Raw genomic sequence first — 24,113 nt, forward strand, 5'->3', positions numbered from 1 at the left:
CTCATCCTGAATCGCCCTGGCAGCAGCAAGGGCTTCTGGCAATAACTCTGGTGGCAGTTTCTCAGCTAAGGCACTCAAGGCTTTGGCACGATAATCCTCATCCTGAATCGCCCTGGCAGCAGCAAGGGCTTCTGGCAATAACTCTGGCAGTTTCTCAGCTAAGGCACTCAAGGCTTTGGCACGATAATCCTCATCCTGAATCGCCCTGGCAGCAGCAAGGGCTTTTTGCAGTGCTAATTCTTGAAGATTTAGTGGCAAATAGTTGACTAGCTCTGTCAGCGAGTTAACTTTCTCCTGTTGCTTTGGGTTTTGCAGGGCGTAAACTAGTCCTTGTTCGGGAGTCCACTTTTCGTTTTTGACCAAGGCAAGCAATAAATTTACTGGTACATTAGCTGCCAAACTATTCAGGGATGCAGTAATCAAAGCATAGCAACACTGCAAACTTACAACTTGGGGCAGGATTGATTCAGTCCAATTCGCTTCTGCTAATTCCCAAGCATGAGAAATATCTGTAATGTAACCCCCAGGTTCTCCTAATTTTTCTCGCGCTTCAAACCAGCCATTTCCATTTATTAATGTCTGCGACTCTTCCCGTAATAACTGATGAATTTCTTCTACCCATTCAGCCTTTTCTAAATGCCAAACTAAATTTTGATGAATGTAACCATCATTAACCAGGGTATGCCAAAGATTTTTTTCAGTCTTTAGCCGATACCGTTCTAGCAGTTGGCTGTGAGCATTGAGTAAATTAAAACCCATTCCCGTAGGCGGAGGTTGAATTAATAGGCTACGAGCTACATAATGCAATAAGTCATGTATCCTGTAGCCTTTGCACTCAACACCCCCGAAAGATATAGGTGAATCAGACTGAAGTAAGGCATCATTCCAAAGCAGCTCTAAATGCTTATCAGCTTCATCATGCGATTCCATATCCCAGAGCGTCACCGCCATTGGTGCGGCTATTATTACATCTTCTGGCAAAACTCCCAACCAAATAAAATTTTCCCAAGCTTTTTGGTCATGATCTTGCAAAGTTTTCAGGCTTAAATTAAAGGTTGCTTGTAAAGAATTTTCTTGACGCGCCCTGTATAAGACTTTTAAGTTTGCAACCTCTTGTTTCAAAGCTGTTTCCAGCTTCACCCATGTAATTCCCCATTTTACTCTTGCTGCTGCCAAATTCAGCGCAATGGGTAAGTATCCCACAGTTTCAGCTACTCTCAAAGCCTCTGGTTTCTCTACTTCTTCTATTTCTCGTCCTAAAGACTTAGAAAGTAATTCCAGAGATTCTTCTGGCGTCATCAAATTCAATTGTTGCAAATAAGCACCAACAGCACCAGCCACATCAGCCCGCCGCGAAGTGATTAATAGCTGGGATTGGGAACTTGCTACCTTAAAGGGTGTAACATGATGTGGTTCCCAAGCATCATCAACTACCAGTAAAACTGCTTTCTCATGTAGTAAACTTCGCAAATGGACTGAAGTTGCTTCTATATTAATGGCACGAAATTCATAGTCTCCCAAGGCTTGCACCCAGCTACTCAGCAGCGCCAGAATATCTGGCTCTTGCCCCAAAGTTGCCCAAAGCACACCACCAGAGAAACGTTTTTGAATATCTTCATCATGGGCAAGGGCAGTAACTAAAGTTGTCTTGCCAATGCCACCTAAACCGTGAATTGCACTGATGAGCAATGCACCAGCATTAGATGTATTTGCCAGTAGACGAGCTTTAATTTCTATAGTAACTTGTAGGCGGTCTACAAAATTGGTAGGTAAACTCGGTGCTTGAAAAGGTCTGTCAATTGGGCGACGAGAATTAATAGTGAGACTGCCTTCTACCCGACCTACATTAATATTGTTGTTGCCTTCGCTGCTTTGACCAACATTTCCATTACCTGAAATTGTTTGTTTAAACTTAGATTTAATATCGGGATTTAAACTGGTTACAGAAGCATCATAATTTTCTGCGTTACCTAAAATTGGTTGTTCAGACCGAGACGCAATTTGTGTATCTAAATGAGTTTGAGCAACTTCATCTATAAGTGGATGTCGCCGACGCTTTAATCTCCGACGATTCCCTCTCAAAAAGCCAGCTAACTTAGATAAAAAAAATATTATCTGTTTCCATAACCTTCTCAGGCTTCTTTTCTGCACTGTTTTAACTTCCTATATTCTGGCTTTTTTACTTATTGATAGTTACATCACCTCCCACTTGTCCAAACCCCGTATTATCATTACCTACAGTATTTTGCACTACGTTTTTCTTGCCAGATATTGTTTGATTAAAAGTATTAACAACCTGAGAAATTGCTTCAGAATCTTCTTGCATTAAACGGGCAATTTCAGCATATAAATTTTTATCTTCATCCAGAAATTTCTTGAGTTCCTTCTGGAGTGTTTCTTTGGCATCTGCATCATTAGGAGAGTTAGCCAACTCTTCTGCTGCACCTCTCGCCATTGGTTTTGTCTCTACCTTTGGTTGCAGCTTACTCCACAAAGCCTTGGCTTTTTCCCAGGCGTTAGCACCAAACCCTTCACCAAATTTCTTACCAGCTTCTTCAGTTGCTTTCTCTCCGGCTTTGAGCAAGTACGGTAAAAAAGGAGTCAAGAAAGTAGTTAAAGTTACTAAATCCATTTGCTTACTCTAGTTTTGTATCAACACCTGATAATAAGCGGTCAAATAAGCGGTCAAACTCAGGGTAATCACTTAATGTAATAATTTTTTATGGCGATGCCTACGGCGGCAAGCTACGCACCGCTTGTGAGAAATGCAGATACAGCATATTTCAGGTAAATTAAGTACACGGGTAGGGGCACAACATATTGTGCCCCTACGATTATCTGTACCTCACGCCTGTTGCAATCTGCTGTATATTTATCTGTGACTAACTATTTTTTTTGTAGCTTACCCATGCGAGAACTAAGCAGATTTCTGATTTTCATCTGATGTCTGCCGTGCATTACTTTTCAATCGACTCAACCTGCTTTTGCGTATACGTTCGCTGTCACGAACGCCACCTGCTACTTCATATTCGCTGCTGTCTGTTCCATACTTGAAACCAACTCCCTTCAGCATCTTATCTGAAAGTTTACTTAGCTTTTTTTCCATTTCATCGATTTTAGTTTTAGTAGAGTCAACCACAGCTAAAGCGTTGTTATAAGAATCAAGCATAGTGCGAAACTCCTCAATTGATTGAGTCAGATTTTCCAAATCGCAACTATTACCAAAATCCATGTTTGAATCAACTGCTTTGAATCCAGACGTTCTCAATTCAGCTTTTTCTAGAACCCGCGATGTCCGCTTTGTACGAGGCATGGATGTACTCCTTGAAGATATTTCTATAACTAGCTTGCCTCAATTAAGCTGTATTCTGTATCAGAAAAACTCGCAAATCATTATATTTTTTCTAATAATATTTCTAGGCAATTCCAGTAGTTTTGCTGAAGTCAAGAACTAGATGCTGATTTTTATAGAGATAATATACTTCAACTTCATACAAGCTTCAGTTTCTTCACCAGAGCTTTAATGTTAATGACTGATGTCGTAATGTTAGTGACTAATATCGTCATGTTGGTGACTAATATTGTAATGTTTGATGACTAATGTCGTAATATTACTCACTAATATCGTCATGTTGGTGACTAATCTTGTAATGTTGGTGACTAATGTCGTAATGTTTGATGACTAATGTCGTAATGTTAGTGACTAATGTCGTAATGTTTTGGCAGTTGCTTGAGTAAGGTTGACAGTAATAATCTAGGACTTACGCAATAACTCTCTGAAACTCTTATTTCTCTGTGTTCTCTGCGCCCTCTGTGGTTCGTTTTTTCCTGATTTTGCGTAAGTCCTGTAATCATTTGCTTTGGTAATTAATTCCTAATATAGCAATCCTAAATCATTCGTGAAAAGTTAGATCCCCGACTTCTTTAAGAAGTCGGGAATCTGGGCACAGATAATTTTCACAAATCACATGGGAGCATCCCAAATGTGCAAAAACCTTGATAGCCCTCATCCCCTAACCCCTTCTCCCAAAGTGGGAGAAGGGGTTAGGGGGGATCAACAAGTGCCTAAAATCACAGCTAACTACTTTTCAAACATCCTCTTAGCTCTGTACAAATTCACGATATTGTCATAACTAATTATGCGGACATGATATCATTCCCAAGGGTATATTTTATTTTCTGGAAGTCCCTAATGTAAAGAATAGTTACTAGATAAGCTGAATATGTACTCAATAGTGATAGCTTCTTGAGCTTGATATATAAATCAGATTTAATTTTTGAAAGAACTACCTACTGTTAAAGCTTATGTATGAAAAAATTGCTATTCCTATTTTAAGTCTCATGTTTGCAACGCTCATGCCTAATGTGGTAGTGGCTGAGACTGTGATGCAAAAAGTAGCGAGAACAGGGGTATTAACAGCTGGTACTAGTAGAGATGCGCTACCTTTTGCCTATGTGGATAGTCAAGGAAAGTTAAATGGCTATTCTGTAGATATGCTGACTCTGATTAAAGAGCAATTAGAAAAAGACTTAGGAAAAAAAATTAAACTGCAATTAGTTGGTATTAGCCCCTCTGAGCGGATTCCTAAAATAGTTAATCAACAAGTTGATATTGTGTGTGATGCGAGTAGTTTTACATGGAAGCGAGATAAAAAAGTAGACTTTTCTGTAAGCTACGGTGTGACTGGAACCCAATTATTAGTTAAGAAAGGAAGTAATCTAGGTTCTGCTGAATCCCTTATTGGTAAAAAAATTGGTGTGCTGGCGGGAACCACAAACGAACTGGCGATCGCTCGTGTCCAACCCCAAGCTAAACTCGTGTATTTTAAAACTAGGGCAGAGGGATACACAGCTTTGCAAAAAGGTACTATTGATGCTTTCTCATCCGATAGCATTCTTTTAGAGGGATGGCTGCAACAGCAAAAAAATTCGGATGATTTTGCGATCGCACCCGATCGCCCCTATTCACGAGAAGGTATCGCTTGCATGGTACCAGAAAATAACTCGAAATTCTTGGATACAGTTAACTATTCTCTGGTCAAGTTCATGCAAGGATTCGTCAATGGTAATCAGCGATATGTCACTATTTTTGACCGTTGGTTTGGATCTCAAGGCGCTGTAGCACTCAATCGGGATTTACGTGATTTGGTAGTGGAAACTATGCAATTGGTCATAGAATTTCGTGAGGAAATTCCCAAAAGTGACCTGTGAAATAATGGATTTTCCCCACAAAATCATCTAGCTAACTATTTCTTGGTAATATTCTCGCTAGTCATACAAGTTGATTATTGAATACTTACTAAACCCAAAGAACCCCACCCCGCCGGCGGGGAGGGGCTGGGGGTGGGGTGCAATGACTGTGGGAATCATAACTAATTATCTGGACTTGATATAACTGGATATCCACACAAATAAATAGGGTAGCACAGCTATGCTACCCACTTATGCTTTCCAACTAACTGGAAATCAAGACAGAAGTGTTTTTAGACTTTCTGTGCAGATACTTCCTCTGGCTTTTCTTGAGTTTGCAAAGATGCATACAACCTATTCAATGCATTTACATAAGCTTGCGCGGATGCCACGATGATATCTGTGTTCGCTGCATGACCAGAAAAGACTTTAGATTCATAACGTAAACGAATTGTCACTTCTCCAATGGCATCGATACCAGCTGTTACTGACTGCACAGAAAACTCAATCAATTCGTTGGGCACATTCACCACACGGTTAATGGCCTTGTAAACAGCATCCACTGGCCCAGTACCGATCGCAGCATCGGTTAATTCTTCACCATCTGGGGTACGCAGAGTAACTGTAGCAGTGGGTTTGGCGTTACTACCACAGGAAACTTGCACCAATTCTACTCGGAACAAATCGGGTGCTTGTTGGATTTCATCGTTAACGATCGCTTCCAAATCCCAATCGGAAATTTCTTTCTTTTTATCTGCTACGTCTTTGAATCTGATGAATGCTTTATTTAATTCCGTATCGGACAACTCAAAGCCCAATTCTTTTAACCGAGTGCGGAAAGCATTTCTACCTGAATGTTTACCCAAAACTATTTGATTGTCTGTCAAGCCAATCAATTGGGCATCCATAATTTCGTAGGTAAGCCTGTTTTTTAACACCCCATCTTGGTGAATTCCAGACTCATGGGCAAAGGCATTGGCACCCACGATCGCTTTATTTGCTTGTACCAACATTCCCGTCAAATTGGAAACTAAGCGTGAAGTTTTATAAATTTGTCGGGTGTCGATATTTGTCAGGGATTCTTGAGAATCTGCTGGTCTTCCTAAGAAGGGGTTAAAATATTGCCGTCGGACGTGCAACGCCATTACCAATTCTTCTAATGATGCATTTCCGGCACGTTCACCAATGCCATTGATGGTACATTCTAGTTGCCGTGCGCCATTTTTCACGGCTTCTAGGAAGTTAGCAACAGCCAAGCCCAAATCATTATGACCGTGAACGGAGATAATCGCTTGGTCAATGTTGGGGACATTTTCGATAATGCCCTTAATCATGGCTCCAAATTCGCTGGGGGTGGTGTAACCGACTGTATCGGGAATGTTAACTGTTGTTGCACCAGCTGCGATCGCACCTTCTAAGACTTGGTAGAGAAATTCTGGATCGGTACGCGCCGCATCCATTGGCGAAAATTCTATATCTGTCATGAAGGACTTGGCATAGGCTACCATTTCTTTGGCGATCGCTAACACTTCTGCCCGTGACTTCCGCAGTTGATACTCTAAATGAATATCAGAAGTGGAAATAAATGTGTGAATTCTGGCGTTAACTGCCGGTTTTAATGCTTCGGCGGCGGCTTCAATATCTGCTTTAATGGCTCTTGCCAAACTACAAACTACCGGGCCATTTTCTGTGCCGACAATTTGAGAAATCTTCTTGACTGCTTCAAAATCTCCCGGACTAGCGAATGCAAAGCCTGCCTCAATTACATCTACACCCAGACGAGCTAATTGTTTGGCAATAACTAGCTTCTCGTCTATATTCAAAGTCGCTCCCGGACACTGCTCTCCATCTCGCAATGTCGTATCAAAAATAATGATTCGATCTGTTTTGTTTGTCATTTGCCCTTTGTTGTTTAGTTTTTACTTGTGGCGTAATATATCTTCAACCTTAGTTTTTCTTTTACTCTTACCTTTGTAAATAATTGCTAAGACTACTAACCTTCAGTTTTTTCTATTTGATCTCTGATATCATTTAAATCTATATATCTATCAGTAGCGTTGCGTAGCTCTCTAGCAATCATTCCTTCAGTTGATACTACCGTAATATGTGTATTTTTGGAGCGTAATAGTTCGATTGCTCTTTCAAAATCCCCATCACCACTGAATAATACTACTCGGTCATACTGGTCTACTGTATTAAACATATCTACAACAATTTCAATATCTAAATTCGCTTTTTGCGAGTAGCGACCGGACGTATCATCATAGTATTCTTTGAGAATTTTAGTTCGGACTGTATATCCTAGACTGATTAGAGCATCTCTGAAACCTCGTTGATCTTGTGGGTCTTTCAAGCCAGTGTACCAGAATGCATTAATTAATGTTGTTTCTGATTGCTCATGTTTGAAGTATTCTAAGACGCGCCGTGGGTCAAAAAACCAGCCATTTTTTTGTTGAGCATAGAACATATTGTTTCCGTCTACAAAAATAGACAGACGATTCATTGGAGAACCCATACAAATTTACACCTAATAATATATATGAATTTAGATTGAACAATAGATTATAGCAATTTTCAAATGCCTTGTTTGCTAATATCCATAAAGCAGTTTTTCATCTATAGCTTTTATCCTACCTCTTTCAAGGCATAAAAACGCCTGCAACATTGGAGTTGAGATCCTGGGTGCTAACCCTTATTCACTTCCAGCACTGCCAGAGCTATGGGGTGATCAAAATCTACCAATAAAATTGACTCAGTAACAGGATTCATCGCTGCATAACATTAAAGTTTACTCCTAAAGAGGTATAGAATTTGCTGAGGGTAGGATATAAGTTAATGCCTATCTATAGGTTTTGCTTTCAGTATCAGGACACCCTTTGTAAGGATTACCAATATTGCGCCAGACACAGAAGACGGTCTTGGGACAGCTTCAGGTAGAGTACCCAGTTAGGAGCATAGTTGTTGGTTAGGTTAGGGTAAAATCTCCCCGTAACGAAATGCACAGGCAGAGTATATCTGGCTCTAATCTGTGAGACAATCACTCTTATGTAACTCACTCAATAGAAAAAGAATAAGTTAGGCAGTGCTTGAGTAGAATCTCTTGGGGGCTGGCTCTACCAATAAAAGTTTGTTGATGAATAGAAGATACTTTACAAATATATAAGATTGTCATTTAAGTCTTATTTCAATGTGCTTACACTAAAACGTGGTCTGAATAAATAAAAGTGTTGGACTTAAATCAATCAGTAACACGATATGGCAGAAGAACCTACATCTACCTTAACTAAAAACTATGTCTCTGCTGCCAATAGACTGTCAAGTAAACCGACAAAAGTAACTTCGACAGCATCAGCTCGCCAATCCAGGTGGATGGTTCGCTTAGGTCATCTCCTGGCCGGCGCTTGGACAATAGGGGCAGCACTGTTGACTGCTTCTGGTTGGGGATTGGTTCAATTGACCGAAAATCAGGTGCTTTCTGGCTTTTTTCAACTGCGTGGGCCGATTGTGTCTCCAGAAGACATTGTAATTTTAGCAATAGATGATCAGTCAATATCAGTTCCCGAACAGTACTATAAAACAGATCCGAAACAGTACGCCTACCTAGAAACACTGAAATCTTATCCTTATAAACGTGCTGCATACTCCCAGGTAATCACAAAATTAATCAAAGCAGGTGCCCGCTCTGTAGCATTAGACGTTGTTTTTAACACACCCAGTAGTTATGGAGTTACTGACGATCGCCAATTCCAGGCAACATTGCAAAAATATGACAGCAAAGTTACCTTAGCCGCTATCTACGAAGATTCCCTAACGCACCAAGGGTCTTTTAGGCAACTGACAGGACCACAACGAATGTTTCGCACAGGGTCCCTATCCATTGGCTCAGTTAATTTCCCTGTAGAGGTGGATGGTAAAGTTCACCGATTGGCGAGTGAGTTTTCTAAGTCCTTAGCTGAAGATAGTTTGATCGAGAAGCTACCTTCTTTTGATGAAGCAGCGCTCAGGGCAGCCCAAGTAAATTATCCCCCACCAAAGGGCGATCGCATTTATTTTTGGGGTCCTGCGGGTACATTTGAGCAAATACCCTTTTGGCACATACTCGATCCGCAAAACTGGAACACCTATTTGCAACAGGGAAAGGTGTTCAAAAACAAGATCGTGCTGATTGGTGGAACAGATAAGTTAAACAATGATTATTATCCAGTCGCTGCAAGCATTGGGACTGAACCGATGTCCGGCGTGGAAATTCACGCCAATGCCATCGCCACTTTGATGACAGGTAAAGCGATCGCCTCAGCAATCAACAGTCCACCGTTGCAGGGTTTGTTTGTGCTAGTGCTAGTTAGCAGTACAACCTTGACGATTAGCAGACGCAAGCGTAGTATCAATAGATTTCTCTATAGCCTCGCCCTGTCTGGCGCTTGGGGAGGAATTAGCTATGGGTTCTTTATCTATGGTCAGTTAATTTTTCCGACTACTATACCAATGATCGCGATCGCGATGACCGGACTTTCCTACCTGGGAACCTCAGTAGTTAGGGAAAGCATTAGAAAACGCCAATTAGTAGACATTTTTCAGAAGTATAAAACTTCCCCAGTTGTCCAAGAGATTATCAGCCAACAAGATGACTTTCAAGACCTAATTCAGCAACGAGATTTAGCCTTATCAGGTAAAATACTGGCTCGACGCTACAAAATTGTCAAAGTTCTCGGTTCTGGTGGATTTAGCGAAACCTACATTGCCGAAGATACCCAACGTCCTGGGAATCCACGATGTGTTGTCAAACAACTCAAACCAGCCAGCACCAAATCAGAAGGGTTGCAACTTGCCAGACGTTTGTTTAACTCAGAGGCACAAACACTAGAAAAATTGGGAACGCACAATCAAATTCCTCAACTTTTGGCATATTTTGAAGAAGATGAAGAATTTTATTTAGTCCAAGAACAGATAATTGGTCATACTTTAAATCAGGAACTCCCAGCAGGTAAAGCAATTGAAGAAATTGCCGCGATCAAAATTGTTAGGGATTTATTGCAAACATTAACATTTATTCATAAAAACAACGTGATTCACCGGGATATTAAACCCAGCAATATCATTCGGCGACACTCAGACGGAAAACTGGTATTGATTGACTTTGGAGCAGTCAAAGAAGTTAGCACAAAACAGCTTGATACTCAAGAGCAAACCCCTTTTACCATAGGCATTGGGACTCAAGGTTACGCACCAAGTGAGCAATGTTTTGGCCGTCCACACTACAGTAGTGATATCTATGCAGTGGGTATGGTTGGAATTAAAGCCTTGACTGGTGTAGCACCCCGTGAGCTAGATAGAGATGCGGATGGGGAGATTAGATGGTACGATGCCTACGGCGGTAAACTATGCACTCAGGTAAGCCACTCCATAGCGAAAATTCTCAGTAAAATGGTGCTGGATGACTTCAAAGAGCGATATCAGTCTGCATCAGAGGCTCTTGAGGCTATTGAAGCTCTTCAAGTTCTGGACAATTCCGTAAATTCTGAAAGTAGACATCCTACAGCACAAGATGACTTATTAATGAATACTTTAGATGAATTAGGTACCGCCACAAAATCTTGCTCAAAACCATCCTCAGAAACTCCTTATTAGATGCAAAAGGAATAGCGATCGCTCGATTATTTCTAAGTTAGATTACATTATGTTGCCAAATTTTTGACAACATCCACATATATTAATTTCACGATCTTTCCCTTGTTTCCAGATTTTGGAATAGTGAATAAATCAACGTGTTCTTCGATGATTTCAAGAGCTAGGATCTCATATTCTAGCTCTTGAGCTTTTTCATAATTACATCTGAATTTTTAGGAAAAATATCTTGCTCAACCCCTTATAAAACATTAAATTGTTCTAACAATGTCTCAACACTAGCGTTGTGATCCAGAAAAGAAAATAAATGCCAATAGCGGAGTTTCCCTTCTTTATCTAAGATAAACTGTGCTGGTAAAGGCGCTCCCAATGCTTGTCCTACTTGATATGTACGAAACACTCGACAACTTGGATCACTTAGCAACGGCATTTGTAAGCCTAAATCCTTCACAACTATTTGACTCTGACGTTCATCAGTACTAGTAATTAGTAAAACTTCTATACCGCGACTTTTAAATTTTTCGTAGTTTTCATTCAAAGCTTTGATGTGAGGAAAACAAAAGGGACAATATTGTTTTTCAGTAAAAATGCGAGTCAAGGCGAGTAACACTGGTTGCTTGCCTTTATAATCGGACAAACTTACTAAAGTTCCGTTGGTAATATCTGGCAATTTAAAGTCTGGTATTCCCACTCCCAACCGGACTTTATTACTAGCTGGAAATGGTAAAAAATTGCGAAAGAATCGCTTATTTAATAAACCACTAAAATTAGTTGAAGTAAGCATGATACAATTTTGGATTTTAGATTGTCAAAGAGTTATAGCGTTCCCTAATTATATGAGTTATGTCATAGTCCCCTCTTCCCTTGCTCTTAGGGAGTTGTTTGAAAAGTATTTAGCTGTGATTTCAGGCACTGATTGATCCCCCCTAACCCCCCTTTTTAAGCTACGGTGTACACACAAGTCTTATAACCTAGCCCCACAACGTTTTGATCCCCCCTAACCCCCCTTAAAAAAGGGGGGAAAGAATCAAAGTTCCCCTTTTTATCGGGGGATTTAGGGGGATCAAGCCACATTTTGCACTTAACACAAAGATGTGTGTACACCCTAGCCTTTTTCAGGGGGGGAACCAGAATCAAAGTCCCCCTTTTTAAGGGGGATTTAGGGGGATCTCCAAGGGTTAGCGCTATATTAGATAAGCTTTTGTTCACTGCATCTTTTACAATCATTGTTAAAACTGATATATAGCGGTTCCCACTCAGATGCGGTACAAAATTAGATCGCAAGGTGTAGGGGCAATTCATGAATTGCCCCTATGGATGTATCTCACGTGAACGAGAACTGATATATATTTTTTTAACAATGATTATTTAAATACCATTTAATCAAAAAACCACAGATAAATACCGAGCTTGACATTGTTTAATGTATACCTCTGTTTATCTGTGGTTTTCATTGATTTTGCTCTCAACTCCAACAGGATGAATTAGAGTTTGCTAGAACCGAGAAATTTAGACAGCAGAGAAGTAAACTTTAGACTTCACTGGGTCAGGATTCATTGTCTTGTCACCAGGTTGCCAACCAGCTGGGCAAACTTCGTCGGGGTGAGACTGAACATACTGAATTGCTTGTAATGTCCGCAGGGTTTCATCAACGCTGCGACCAAAAGCTAGATTGTTGATGGTGGCGTGCTGTATGATACCATCTTTATCGATGATGAATAGACCACGCAAGGCAATGCCTGCTGCTGGGTCAAGAACGTTATAAGCGGCACTAATCTCTTTCTTGATGTCAGAGACTAGAGGATAATTTAGGTCGCCAACGCCACCAGACTTACGATCTGTTTGAATCCAAGCGAGGTGGGAGAATTCACTATCAACGGAAGCCCCAAGGATTTCCGTATTGATTTTATTGAATTCTTCGTAGCGATCGCTAAATGCTGTGATTTCAGTGGGACAAACAAAGGTAAAGTCTAGTGGGTAGAAAAACAGGACGACATACTTACCGCGATAATCGGCAAGTTTGATTGTCTTAAATTCCTGATCTACCACAGCCGTTGCTGTGAAATCGGGAGCTTGCTGACCAACGCGGAGGCTTCCTTCGGTTCCGTAAGTAAGGGACATTAACCTAATTCTCCTTTATCGGTTTAGTAGCGTTGGAATTCGGGTCAAGTAAAACTCACCCATCCACGCTCTCACACTTTAGTTACGATCTGTTACGACTATATCATACTCATAACGATTTTGAGTAGCAAATGCCTGATTTAGATACAAGAGAATGGTTGCTTACTAATGGCTTGGGAAGTTTTGCTAGCGGTACTGTTTCTGGTGTCCGCACGCGCACTTATCATGGTTGGCTGTTTGCGGCAACAAACCCACCTTCTGGGCGGACTCTGCTGTTTTCGCACCTAGAAGCTAGCTTGGAAGTATTAGGAAACGTTGTGCCACTGGGCACAAATTTTTGGGGTAACGGTAAGATTGAGCCGACAGGCTACGAACTGCTACGTCATTTTGATATTAACCCAGTTCCAAAATGGACTTGGGGCAAAGATAACTGGCAGTTAACCAGACAGTTGGTGATACCAATTGGTTTGGTAGGGACTGGGAACTGGGGACAAGAGGACAAGGGGACAAGGGGACAAGGGCGAATAAGCAATGCCCCATGCCCCATGCCCAATGCCCCTGCCCAATTTTGCCATCGGATTTTAATCCAGTATCACTACGAGGGAAGTGATACAGCGATTTTACGGTTGCGACTGTTGATAGCAGAACGTGACTTTCACCACCAGCAGACTGCTAGTGAAGAATTAAAGTTCTCACAATTGCTAGGGCAACAGCAAGTGTGTCTGCAAGCAATCCATTCTGGGCATTTCGGTATACCTTGGCACTTGCGCTGGACACAAGGAAATTATCAACCAGATGCAGTTTGGTATTGGAATTATCGATTGTCTGAGGAGACGAAACGGGGATTAGGCGACAAAGAAGACCTCCACAGTCCTGGTTACTTGATAGTCACACTCCAACCAGGAGATACGGTGACTCTAGAAGCACGAGTAGGTTTTCCCGACTCAGTGCAAGCTGTTCTCAACCCCGAAACCTTTGCAGAAGCTCTAGAGTTAGAGCAAGAAAGGCTCTCACAAATTTTTGGGTGGAGTAAAGGGGGGACTAGGGACACTTCGACAAGCTCAGTGCATCGCTGGGGACTAGGGACTGGGGAAGAGTTTTCCAATTCCCAATTCCTAATCCCTAATCCGCAATTCCCAATGCCCAATACTTCGGCTCCCTTCTCTACAAGACGCTACGCGAACGACTGCGCTCAGGGCGAGTCGCTCAGTACAAGTGCCCAATCCCCACTTGCCCTGAGCGGAACGGAAGGGATGCCCAATGCCCAATCCCCAATCTGGCAACAACTACTCAAAGCAAGCGATCAGTTTATTGTCTATCGAGCCTCAATAGCAGGCCCAACAGTTATTGCTGGTTATCACTGGTTTAATGACTGGGGACGTGACACATTAATCGCCTTACCGGGGTTGGCGCTAGTTCCACAGCGCTTTGACTTGGCAAAAGGAGTATTGCGAACTTTTGGGCATTATTGTCGTCACGGTTTGATTCCTAATGCATTTCCTGATGTCAATGGCGAACCAATTTATAACAGTATTGATGCGGCCTTGTGGTGGATTGAAACTTTAGGACTTTATTTAGAAGCTACCCAAGACTGGGATTTTTTGGCAGAGCAATTTCCCGTAGTACAGCAAATCTACAAAGCATTTATGGGTGGTACGCATTTCAATATCCAGGTCGATGCTACTGATGGGCTAGTTAGTTGGGATGCTCGTGGTGTAGCCCTCACCTGGATGGATGTGGTAATTGGGTCACATCCCATCACACCCCGTCACGGGAAGCCAGTGGAAATCAATGCACTGTGGTATTCTGCTTTATGTTGGCTGAGTCAGTGGGCGGAGCGCTTGAGCCAGCTTGAGTATGGCTCGCCAGCCCGTCTCACTAAGCAAGCACAGCGTTATGCTCAACAAGCACAACATATAAAAACCTCGCTGCAAAAGTTCTGGAATCCTCAGCTAGGTTATCTATACGATACGATTGAGCCGGACGATCGCCGGAATTTTCAAATTCGCCCCAATGCCGTTTTAGCACTGTCGCTACATCATTGTGGGTTTTCTGAACAGCAAGGATGTCAGATATTAGATTTGGCAACTACCAGCTTGCTCACCCCCTATGGTCTTCGCAGTCTCGATCCAGGAGATCCCGAATACAAAGGGAAGTACGAGGGCAACCAAGAGCGACGTGATCGCGCTTATCATCAAGGCACCGTTTGGACTTGGCTAATTGGGCCATATATTCGGGCTTGGCAACGTTTTTATCCACAGCGATCGCTGCCTTTTGATTGGAAACCCCTGCTAGATCACTTCCTATTTGACGCTTGTCTTGGTTCTATTTCTGAGATTTTTGATGGCGATTCACCTCACACACCCAGAGGAGCGATCGCTCAAGCTTGGTCAGTTGCCGAAGTAATCCGCCACATTCAATAGTACTGAGTCTTGAATATTAGTGCAAAGTGTATTGTATCTGAAGGGGCGATCGCTATAGGACTGGGGACTGGGGGCTGGGGGCTGGGTTGAAAGTCTGTTTGTATATAGGTTTTCTCATCAGTTAATGTCCTAACCTCCAAGTCCCTTGCTATATAACTGAGAAAGGCGAAATAACTACTAGTTTTGCTGAACCAGCAAAACCGACTTCACCGGACGCTTGATAGAATTTCCGTCCAAATCAACCTTCCCGTAAAAGGTTTTGCCATTGTAATAAAGCGAAGACGAACTCCCTCCATCTAGATTCATCGCTTGATCAGCACCAAGGGTTTTCATAAAATTAGCTAATGCTAGCAACGACACCCCAGAGTTAGCGGGAGCCGAGGGTTTTTGAGCCACCATAACTAAAATAACGCTGCCATCACGGGTGATACCCACAGCAGTTCTGGCATTGGGTTGATTGCTGCCAAGTGCATCTCGTTTATTGGCATTATCCACAAAGCCTTCTTTTACTAATGCGAGTTCTGGTAATAGGCGTGGCCCAGCACCTATCGCATCGACTAACTGACAACCTGCTGGTGGTGACTGACTGTGTGCCGCAATGGAATAGCTGATAATTTGACCACATAAGTAGCGGCGGAATTCTGTGCGATTGAAAATTTGATCCAGATAAGGTTTCAAGTTGGGATTGTTCACCAGGCGCTCGTTTTCCTTGGGGTCAGCTACCAACTTTCCTTGTACAACAATATAAGATGTAGATTTTTGGTTGGCTGGGTCAAAAAAGCCTGCGTTCAGAATAGCTACGGCTCGATGCTTTTGGGCAAATTCCTCTACAGTGGCTACCTTTTGTGATAATGCCGGAGTTACCAAAAATCTGCTATTAGCTGGAATTGACACTATATGAGCTATGCTTTGGGGCAAAGTGCGATCGAAGTAGCGGATAGTTTTTGGTGGTGAAGATGCAACAGTTGATATTGACGGTGTGGAGGAATGCAAATTAAACCATAATGCCATTGCCAAACTAATTAATATCAAAGCCAGTAGTTTGATTTTTCTCACTTTTAAACTTACGCGATCGCGGCGAACAGTTTCACATCGTACCGCAAAACTTGATTGAATTTTGGAACGTCTACACACGCCCAACCGAGCGAAATAGCTTAGGGTGTAGTGTAGCAGAAACACAGGCAGAAGTTAACCGTTTAAAGATGTTTTCCCCATTGTTACTTTGGCTCAAGGGTCAACAGGATAAGTACGATTTCAAACATCGCGTATCTGAGCAGTGCTTAATTAAGAATCTCAGGACTTACGATATTGTCACAACGGTTAGTTGGTGTATGACACCGAAAGCCTTATTGCTACGTACATAATCCCTCGAAGTGTCACACACCCTACAAGAAAAAATGTGCCAGTTGCGTAAGTCCTAAATCTAATTGGGAAGAAGGAAAAAGGCTAGAAAAATATTTCATTCTTGTTCCCTCTATCTTCTTCCTCCTATCTTATTAATAGTAAATAAATGTAAACTTTGTATTGATTTATTTACAATTGCCTGATAATTTGAGATATAAGTTGCAAAATACCTTATCCCTTATAGGGATTGAAAGGGTTAATGCAAGATACTAGCCTATTGTTTGATTGATGTTGCAAAACACCTTATCCCTTATAGGGATTGAAACATTGCATTTTTTTAATATCAATATATATGGATACTGGTTGCAAAACACCTTATCCCTTATAGGGATTGAAACCTTGTGCATTCCCTACCTGCGTATCCCTTAGCCGTTGCAAAACACCTTATCCCTCATAGGGATTGAAACGCTTGAAACTTACTAAATCCCTATTGAGGATTGAAATTAAGGCCATGTTAGAAACCACAAACCTGAAAAACATCTCCAAAAAATTCGCTATAGCCAGAAATTCTGCTTCTTTCAAAGAAAATGAGGCAATGAGAGCTATTGCATATAGCATGGATTTACTACTACCTGGTTTGTATATATGGCTACTTGGTTTTAGTTTTCGCTTTGGTGGGAGCGTACCAGATGATATTCCCTATAAATATCCTGGTAAAATTCACAGTAATACTGGAATCGCTTTAGTATTACCAGGGTATAGAGTTTTTACGACTTACCAGGGTAGCTATGACCCTAAACAGACATCAGATACAGGGACTAACAGCTTTTAATTGTACGGTTCTCGACTCAAATACTTTTGAAACCTTAATCACTCAGGCAGGATATTCAATCTCAGGTAGCGCACCTGCACAGTCCAATAGAATAAAAGTATGGTGGATTCATAACGAATATCCAAGAGTCGAGTCCGTATATAGTGCAGATAAAAGAATAGTGATAACGGCATATCATGTTAACTGATATTTTTTATTTCTATTAAGCAATTTTTAGCCTGTATAGAAATTTTTGGTTGATATGATTTTTGTAGTCTGTGATATTTTAACCAGCAAAATACAGCTATTTTCAGGTAAATAGACCACATCTGTCGTAGGGGCACAGCAATGCTGTGCCTCTACGACAGATGTGGTTCAAATACATGAAAACTGCTGTAAATTAGCCATCTCCTGTAACTGATTCGAGTTCTGGAGAAAGTGAATGTGTGTCTCTAAATGTTGATGCAGGGAAGTATGCTGTAAATTGAGTACCTCTGCCTACTTGACTGTAAACATTGACAAAACCACCGTGATTCTTAATAATGCCCAACGCCGTGGAAAGTCCTAAACCTGTACCTTTTCCTACTTCTTTGGTAGTAAAAAATGGTTCAAAAATCCGTTGCTGGACTGACGACGACATCCCCATACCAGTATCCGTCACCACGATCGCAATATAAGAACCCGCTTTCGCATCAACATTTATCTGGGCAGAATGTTCACCAATCACCAGATTTTCCGCCGCAATTCTTAAAATCCCGCCATTGGGCATAGCATCGCGGGCGTTAACTACTAAATTTATCAGCACCTGATGTAGTTGAGTTGTGTCTCCACGCACGTACCACAGATTTTTGGGGATATCTATTTGGCAAATGATGGATTCGGGGAATGTTTGAGCGATAATTTGCTCAATTTCTGCCATCAAAGGCTGAATTTGGACAATTGTCTGTTTGCCTTCAATACCTCGTGCAAAGGACAAAACTTGCTTGAGTAAATTAGCGCCGCGTTTAACATTATTTTCTAAAGTTTGCAGTATTTGCTGACTCTGCTGATCGGGCAATTTCTTCTGCAACAGTTGAACTGCCATTAAAATTGGAGATAGTATATTGTTGAGGTCATGAACGATACCGCCAGCTAGAGTGCCCATACTCTCCAAACGTTGCGATCGCAGAAGTTGAGCTTCCAGTTGTTTCTGCTGTGTGATTTCGGTGTTCACACTCAAAATGGATTTGGGTTGTCCATCATCATCTCGGATCAGCGTCCACCGACTTTCAACAATAATTACTTTGCCTTCCCTTGTCAGTTGATGCAACTCACCTCGCCACTCACCCGTATTCATTACCCTTAAGTAAGCATCTTCTAGCTGTGGTGAAATCTCTTTATACAAAAGCTGCAAAACATTCTTACCCACAACTTCCTCAGCCTTCCACCCGTGCAGACGTTCAGCGCCTTTATTCCAAAACAAGATTTGGTTGTGGATATTTCGTACCAGAATCGCATCAGTTGATACATCCAGCAGCAACCCTTGTTCACGGATTTTCTGTTGTGCTTGTTTTTGTTGGGTTATATCTCGCGTTACTGCCAAATGGATGAACGTCCCATCAGATTCGTTACGCAGTGGTACGCCATGAGTTTCCATATAACGGCGGGTGCCTTGAAATCCAATGATTTCAAACTCCAAAGTCCCCTTGTTACCTTGGCAGATACTTTCATGCAAGTTGGCAAAGGCTGCTTTATACTCTGGCACAATTACGGCATCAATTGGTTTACCAATCAAGACATCAGCACTTTCCACTTCCATCATTGCCAGCCCTTCGGCATTAATTTCTAAAAGGGTGCCATCCCTGGCAATTAACTTGATGCATTCTGGTTCTGCATCTATCATGGCTCGTAAACGATTTTCACTTTGGCGTAAGGCCACCTCCGTCTGCTGAAGTTGCCTGATATAACGCCACAACAATTCATACAGCAATACCACCAGCACCAAATCTACAACAGCAGCGATAAAAAATGTCACTATCGCCTTTTGGGAACTTGCTTGTGACTGCTGCATTCCCTGCTGCAATAAATTATGCTCCGTCTTTAAAGAGTCGTGAATTAGCTGTTGGATTTCTTTGCCAATTTGCTGATCTTTATCAGATAACATTAGTTGCCGAACTGCTTTTAATCCCTGGTTTTGTCTGAGGGAAATTTCTTGTTGCAGAATGTTGAGTCTCTTGGTAATTTCCGGCTTCAGCAAAGAAATCAACTGCTGCTTATGATGGTTATCAGCAGTTAACTTGCTGAGAATCTGAATATTGCTATTAGTTTGTTGAGCAGCTGCAAGATAGATTTGTAAATCATCTGCATCTGCTGTAATTAGGTAATTACGTTGTGCAGTTTCAGTATCTTTAAGGATAGATTGGATACTTTCAACTTGTGTAATAACTTTATACGAGTATGTCACCTCTTGCTGCTTGTGAATCAGTTTAACAGTGTTGTTATATGAAACTACAGCATTAGTCAATACAACTGCCAATGCTAGGAAGAATATTGCTTTCAGCTTTCGGACTCTATAGGATTTTTTGTTCATGCGATCGCCCCTTCTGCCGCAGATTACCTGCATCAGTTAAGATTAAACATTAAAAACAAATACCGACAATATTTTAAGGCTTTTGATAACACTGGTAGCAAAATACAATCTGTTAAAGTTGTAAATATATGGATTTCTTGAGATGATGATTTATACATAATATTCACAAATAAATCCGCTAATTTTTAATATAAATTCATTTTTACGGTAATTTGGGCAGTGCAGTTTAGATCAGATAAATTGCCTATTAACAGAGAGTAGGCAATAATACCAAAAATCACTAATGACCAAACCACCACATTGTATTGTCTGCAAGACAACTTTTTTACAGAGTCATAGCTTTTACACTGGACTCTGTGTTGAGTGTGGAAATCTTAATTTCAGCAAGCGTCAGCAAACTGCTGATTTACGGGGGATGATTGCCGTTGTCACAGGAGCCAGGGTAAAGATTGGTTATGGGGTAGCGCTGAGACTGTTGCGAGATGGTGCAACTGTGATCGCAACAAGCCGTTTTCCCCATGATGCGGCAAAAAGGTACGCAGCAGAACCAGATTTTCTAGAATGGCAACATCGGTTGCAAATTTACGGACTCGATTTGCGTCATCTCCATAGTGTTGAGCAATTTACCCAACACATTTGCAAGTTTTACCCGCGACTCGACATTATTATCAATAATGCAGCGCAAACAGTGCGTCATCCGCCTGCATTTTATCGTCATTTAATTGAGTTTGAATCACTGTCTTTCGGGAAACTACCGCCAGAAATACAGGGGTTAGTAAGCCATAATCATGCGTTGAATACTGAGAATTCGGCACTATTAGCTAGTAAAGAAGAAAAAGAAGCCACATTTACCGAAAATTCTCCTTTTCTCTCCCAGATTCCTTTGATTCCCGAAGACAGCATAGATAATTCGGCTTTTTTCCCTTTAGGAGAGTATACCGGTGATGGGCAACAACTTGACTTGCGTCCCTTTAATAGCTGGCTGATGAAGGATGAGCAAGTCAGCATTTTAGAATTATTGGAAGTGCATATAATTAATGCGATCGCTCCATTTGTCATTAACAGCAGACTCAAGCCATTAATGAGCAACTCCAAAGAAACTAATAAATACATCATTAATGTTTCTTCAATGGAAGGGCGATTTAACGGTGTTGACAAACCCTGGCGACATCCCCACACCAATATGGCAAAGGCTGCTCTCAATCAAATGACCCGTACCTGTGCCAAAGAATACGCCAAACATCGTATTTTTATGAATGCAGTAGACCCTGGATGGATTAGCTTTCAACACCCTTATAATCAAGCAAAATCTATGCAAGAACGTGGCATTTACCCTCCCTTTGATATCAATGATGCAGCTGCACGCATTTGTGACCCAATTTATCTAGGAATTAACCAAGGTAAAACACCTTTTGCTAGATTATTTAAAGACTATAGAGAAACAGATTGGTAATTTCTGGCAGTGTAGCTTAATGGTAAAGTGTCCGCCTGTTCAAGGCGAAAGACAGCCGTTCGATTCGGTTCGCTGCCAGGGCAACGTAGTTCAAACAGTAGAATTCCTTGGAGTACACCAGGAGACACGGGTGCAATTCCCGTCATTGCCCTTTTTGCGAGAGTAGAATCGTGAGTCTTTTAATCAAAAATCTCAAATCTCAAATTGCTATGACCCCGCAAAACCCAATCCGCTTCAAGATATATTAGCAACTAAGTTTTTTGAGAGTGCCTTTAGAGGTTGTTTGAAAAGTCCTCTTCTCGGTGGGAAAACGTTTTAGACACCCCCACCCGGATAAATTGGGTAAATTTAATTCTTGACATGATTCACATATTATGCCAATAATAATAGTTTGTGGAAACTTTACTTCTTAATATAAGCTCTTGGCTAACGTCATTGTCATAGGTGCCCAATGGGGCGATGAAGGAAAAGGTAAAATAACTGACTTACTCAGCCGTTCCGCAGATGTTGTGGTGCGTTATCAAGGGGGTGTCAATGCTGGACACACGATTGTAGTTAAAGGTCAGACCTTGAAACTGCACTTGATTCCCTCTGGGATTTTGTATCCAAATACCGATTGCATTATCGGCTGTGGAACAGTCATCGATCCACAGATTTTGATTGCAGAAATCGACCAACTAAAAGAATTAAATATTTCCACTGACCACCTGCTGATATCTGAGACAGCCCACGTAACGATGCCTTATCATCGATTGATTGATCAGGCATCGGAAGAAAGACGGGGGAGCCATAAGATCGGCACAACAGGTCGGGGTATTGGGCCGACTTATGCTGATAAATCTGAACGTACAGGCATTCGGGTTTTAGACTTGATGGACCCCGATGGGCTACGTGAGCAGTTAGAGTGGACGATTAATTATAAAAACGTCATTTTAGAAAAACTTTACAACTTGCCGCCTCTAGATCCACAAGAGGTAATTGAGCAGTATTTGGGTTATGCAGAACGCTTGCGGCCTTACGTTATTGATACATCGTTGAAAATATCCGATGCGATTCAGCGACGGCGCAATATTTTGTTTGAAGGCGCACAAGGTACGCTTCTCGATCTAGATCATGGAACTTATCCTTATGTCACCTCCTCTAACCCGGTGGCAGGGGGGGCTTGCGTTGGGACAGGGGTAGGCCCGACAATGATTGACCGGGTTATTGGGGTTTCAAAAGCCTATACAACACGAGTGGGAGAAGGACCATTTCCCACCGAGCTGCATGGAGAGTTGGGCGAATTATTGTGCGATCGCGGTGCTGAGTTTGGCACAACCACCGGACGCAAACGGCGCTGTGGCTGGTTTGATGCCGTCATCGGTCGCTATGCCGTGCGGATTAATGGTATGGATTGTATGGCGCTCACCAAACTGGATGTTCTCGATGAATTAGAGTCAATCCAAGTTTGTGTCGCCTATGACATAGATGGCCAACGTAGCGAACACTTCCCCACCAGTTCCCGTAAATTTGCTAGATGTCGCCCCATCTACAAAACCTTACCAGGATGGCAAGTGTCAACAACTGACTGCCGCACCCTAGAAGACTTGCCACAGCAAGCACTGGAGTATGTAAAATTCTTAGCCGGGTTGATGGAAGTCCCCATTGCGATCGTCTCACTCGGAGCCAGCCGCGATCAAACCATAATTGTAGAAGACCCCATCCACGGTCCCAAACGCGCTTTATTGCACCCTGACGGCACACCTGCAACCTTGCTAAGTGCTTAGTTAAGAGTGAGGAGTTAAGAGTTAAAAGTAAAGAGTGAAGAGTGAGTAATTAAATCAAAACTCCTAACTCCTAACTCCTAACCCCTAACTCCTAACTCCTAACTCCTAACTCCTAACTCCTAACTCTAATTAACAACTAACAACTTCTATGGCTATTACAGTCGAATCTCAAAAACGTCCAGAAGGCAGCAAGCCAAGAGCTTTGCGCCGTTCGGGATTGGTACCTGCCAATTTGTATGGTCATAAGGGTACAGAATCCATTTCTTTAACCATTAATGCCAAAGTTGTTGAGCGCTTGCTCAAAAGAGCTTCAGTCAACAACACCTTGATTGATTTAAACATTCCTGATGTACCTTGGCGCGGTAAAGCCTTACTGCGGGAACTTCAAATCCATCCAGCAAAAGGTACACCTTACCACCTCAGCTTTTTCGCAGTTGCCGGCCACGGCGACACTACCGTAGGAGTTCGGTTGCGTTTTGTGGGAACTGCTATTGGTGTTAAACAAGATGGTGGTGTGTTAGACACCGTAATCTCTGAATTGCAAGTGAGTTGTGCGCCAGAAAACATCCCAGATGTAATAGAAATCGATGTCTCTAACCTGCAAATTGGAGACAGCTTGAGTATTAGTGATATCCCCTTTCCTGAAGGTGTAACACCTTTAGCTGAATTGGAGCGACTTGTTGTGAGCGTTTTGCCACCGCAAATTAGCGCTGCTGATGCTGGGACAGAAACTGAAGTAGCTTCTTAAGCTAGATAAACTGTGTAATAATTTTTGATGATACCAGGGGGAAACTCCTGGTTTTTTTGTATT

Annotated in this window: 16 protein-coding genes and 1 tRNA gene; 8 read left to right on the plus strand and 9 right to left on the minus strand. The window is 41.9% G+C overall.

The window, feature by feature from the left end:
* The 3 genes from V7K50_RS14880 to V7K50_RS14890 form a co-directional block, all read right to left on the minus strand.
* A partial coding sequence (locus V7K50_RS14880; protein ID WP_334961210.1) for an NB-ARC domain-containing protein occupies positions 1-2,151 on the minus strand: 2,151 nt, incomplete at its 3' end.
* Positions 2,152-2,179: 28 nt separating this feature from the next.
* Entirely contained in the window at positions 2,180-2,632 is a 453-nt protein-coding gene (locus tag V7K50_RS14885) for a hypothetical protein (RefSeq protein WP_334961212.1), read from the minus strand.
* A 285-nt stretch (positions 2,633-2,917) separates the two neighbouring features.
* Complete coding sequence (locus V7K50_RS14890; protein ID WP_334961214.1) at positions 2,918-3,313, minus strand: hypothetical protein; 396 nt, start codon at positions 3,311-3,313, stop codon at positions 2,918-2,920.
* A gap of 992 nt (positions 3,314-4,305) precedes the next feature.
* On the opposite strand from V7K50_RS14890, the gene V7K50_RS14895 reads away from it, so the two are divergent.
* Positions 4,306-5,211 (plus strand): amino acid ABC transporter substrate-binding protein, encoded by a 906-nt coding sequence (locus tag V7K50_RS14895; protein WP_334961216.1) that lies wholly within the window; start codon positions 4,306-4,308, stop codon positions 5,209-5,211.
* Positions 5,212-5,483: 272 nt separating this feature from the next.
* Here V7K50_RS14895 and V7K50_RS14900 read toward each other — a convergent pair whose 3' ends face one another.
* Both V7K50_RS14900 and V7K50_RS14905 read right to left on the minus strand, forming a co-directional pair.
* A complete protein-coding gene (locus V7K50_RS14900) occupies positions 5,484-7,088 on the minus strand; it encodes a 2-isopropylmalate synthase (protein WP_334961218.1) in 1,605 nt (534 codons plus the stop codon).
* A 95-nt stretch (positions 7,089-7,183) separates the two neighbouring features.
* Positions 7,184-7,705, minus strand: coding sequence for a LabA-like NYN domain-containing protein (locus V7K50_RS14905; protein ID WP_041565194.1), 522 nt, complete (start codon positions 7,703-7,705; stop codon positions 7,184-7,186).
* A gap of 740 nt (positions 7,706-8,445) precedes the next feature.
* Here V7K50_RS14905 and V7K50_RS14910 point away from each other — a divergent pair.
* The gene (locus V7K50_RS14910; protein WP_334961220.1) at positions 8,446-10,818 is read left to right on the plus strand and encodes a CHASE2 domain-containing serine/threonine-protein kinase; all 2,373 of its coding nucleotides are present in this window, start codon (positions 8,446-8,448) and stop codon (positions 10,816-10,818) included.
* A gap of 238 nt (positions 10,819-11,056) precedes the next feature.
* Here V7K50_RS14910 and V7K50_RS14915 read toward each other — a convergent pair whose 3' ends face one another.
* Positions 11,057-11,599 carry a peroxiredoxin family protein gene (locus tag V7K50_RS14915; RefSeq protein WP_334961222.1) on the minus strand — a complete coding sequence of 181 codons (543 nt, stop codon included), beginning with the start codon at positions 11,597-11,599 and terminating at the stop codon, positions 11,057-11,059.
* A 725-nt stretch (positions 11,600-12,324) separates the two neighbouring features.
* A complete protein-coding gene (locus V7K50_RS14920) occupies positions 12,325-12,936 on the minus strand; it encodes a peroxiredoxin (RefSeq protein ID WP_334799026.1) in 612 nt (203 codons plus the stop codon).
* Positions 12,937-13,067: 131 nt separating this feature from the next.
* Between V7K50_RS14920 and V7K50_RS14925 the strand changes: the two genes are divergently transcribed.
* Positions 13,068-15,359: an amylo-alpha-1,6-glucosidase gene (locus V7K50_RS14925; protein ID WP_334961224.1), complete on the plus strand. Its 2,292-nt coding sequence runs from the start codon at positions 13,068-13,070 to the stop codon at positions 15,357-15,359.
* Between the two features lie 177 nt (positions 15,360-15,536).
* Here the strand turns inward: V7K50_RS14925 and V7K50_RS14930 are convergent, their stop codons facing one another.
* On the minus strand, positions 15,537-16,538 hold the full coding sequence (locus V7K50_RS14930) for a phosphodiester glycosidase family protein (protein ID WP_334961226.1): 1,002 nt from the start codon (positions 16,536-16,538) through the stop codon (positions 15,537-15,539).
* A 676-nt stretch (positions 16,539-17,214) separates the two neighbouring features.
* Here V7K50_RS14930 and V7K50_RS14935 point away from each other — a divergent pair.
* Positions 17,215-17,535 carry a hypothetical protein gene (locus V7K50_RS14935; protein WP_334961228.1) on the plus strand — a complete coding sequence of 107 codons (321 nt, stop codon included), beginning with the start codon at positions 17,215-17,217 and terminating at the stop codon, positions 17,533-17,535.
* A 379-nt stretch (positions 17,536-17,914) separates the two neighbouring features.
* Here the strand turns inward: V7K50_RS14935 and V7K50_RS14940 are convergent, their stop codons facing one another.
* Positions 17,915-20,116, minus strand: a complete 2,202-nt coding sequence (locus V7K50_RS14940; protein WP_334961230.1) for a PAS domain S-box protein — start codon at positions 20,114-20,116, stop codon at positions 17,915-17,917.
* A gap of 250 nt (positions 20,117-20,366) precedes the next feature.
* Between V7K50_RS14940 and V7K50_RS14945 the strand changes: the two genes are divergently transcribed.
* The 4 genes from V7K50_RS14945 (at position 20,367) to V7K50_RS14960 (ending at position 24,050) form a co-directional block, all read left to right on the plus strand.
* The gene (locus V7K50_RS14945; RefSeq protein ID WP_334961231.1) at positions 20,367-21,536 is read left to right on the plus strand and encodes an SDR family oxidoreductase; all 1,170 of its coding nucleotides are present in this window, start codon (positions 20,367-20,369) and stop codon (positions 21,534-21,536) included.
* Between the two features lie 5 nt (positions 21,537-21,541).
* Positions 21,542-21,614: transfer RNA gene (locus V7K50_RS14950), tRNA-Glu, on the plus strand.
* A 344-nt stretch (positions 21,615-21,958) separates the two neighbouring features.
* Positions 21,959-23,302, plus strand: a complete 1,344-nt coding sequence (locus V7K50_RS14955) for an adenylosuccinate synthase (RefSeq protein ID WP_334961233.1) — start codon at positions 21,959-21,961, stop codon at positions 23,300-23,302.
* A gap of 148 nt (positions 23,303-23,450) precedes the next feature.
* A complete protein-coding gene (locus V7K50_RS14960) occupies positions 23,451-24,050 on the plus strand; it encodes a 50S ribosomal protein L25/general stress protein Ctc (RefSeq protein ID WP_334961235.1) in 600 nt (199 codons plus the stop codon).
* The last annotated feature ends 63 nt before the right edge of the window (positions 24,051-24,113 follow it).

This window comes from Nostoc sp., assembly GCF_036917135.1.
GTDB lineage: Bacteria > Cyanobacteriota > Cyanobacteriia > Cyanobacteriales > Nostocaceae > Nostoc.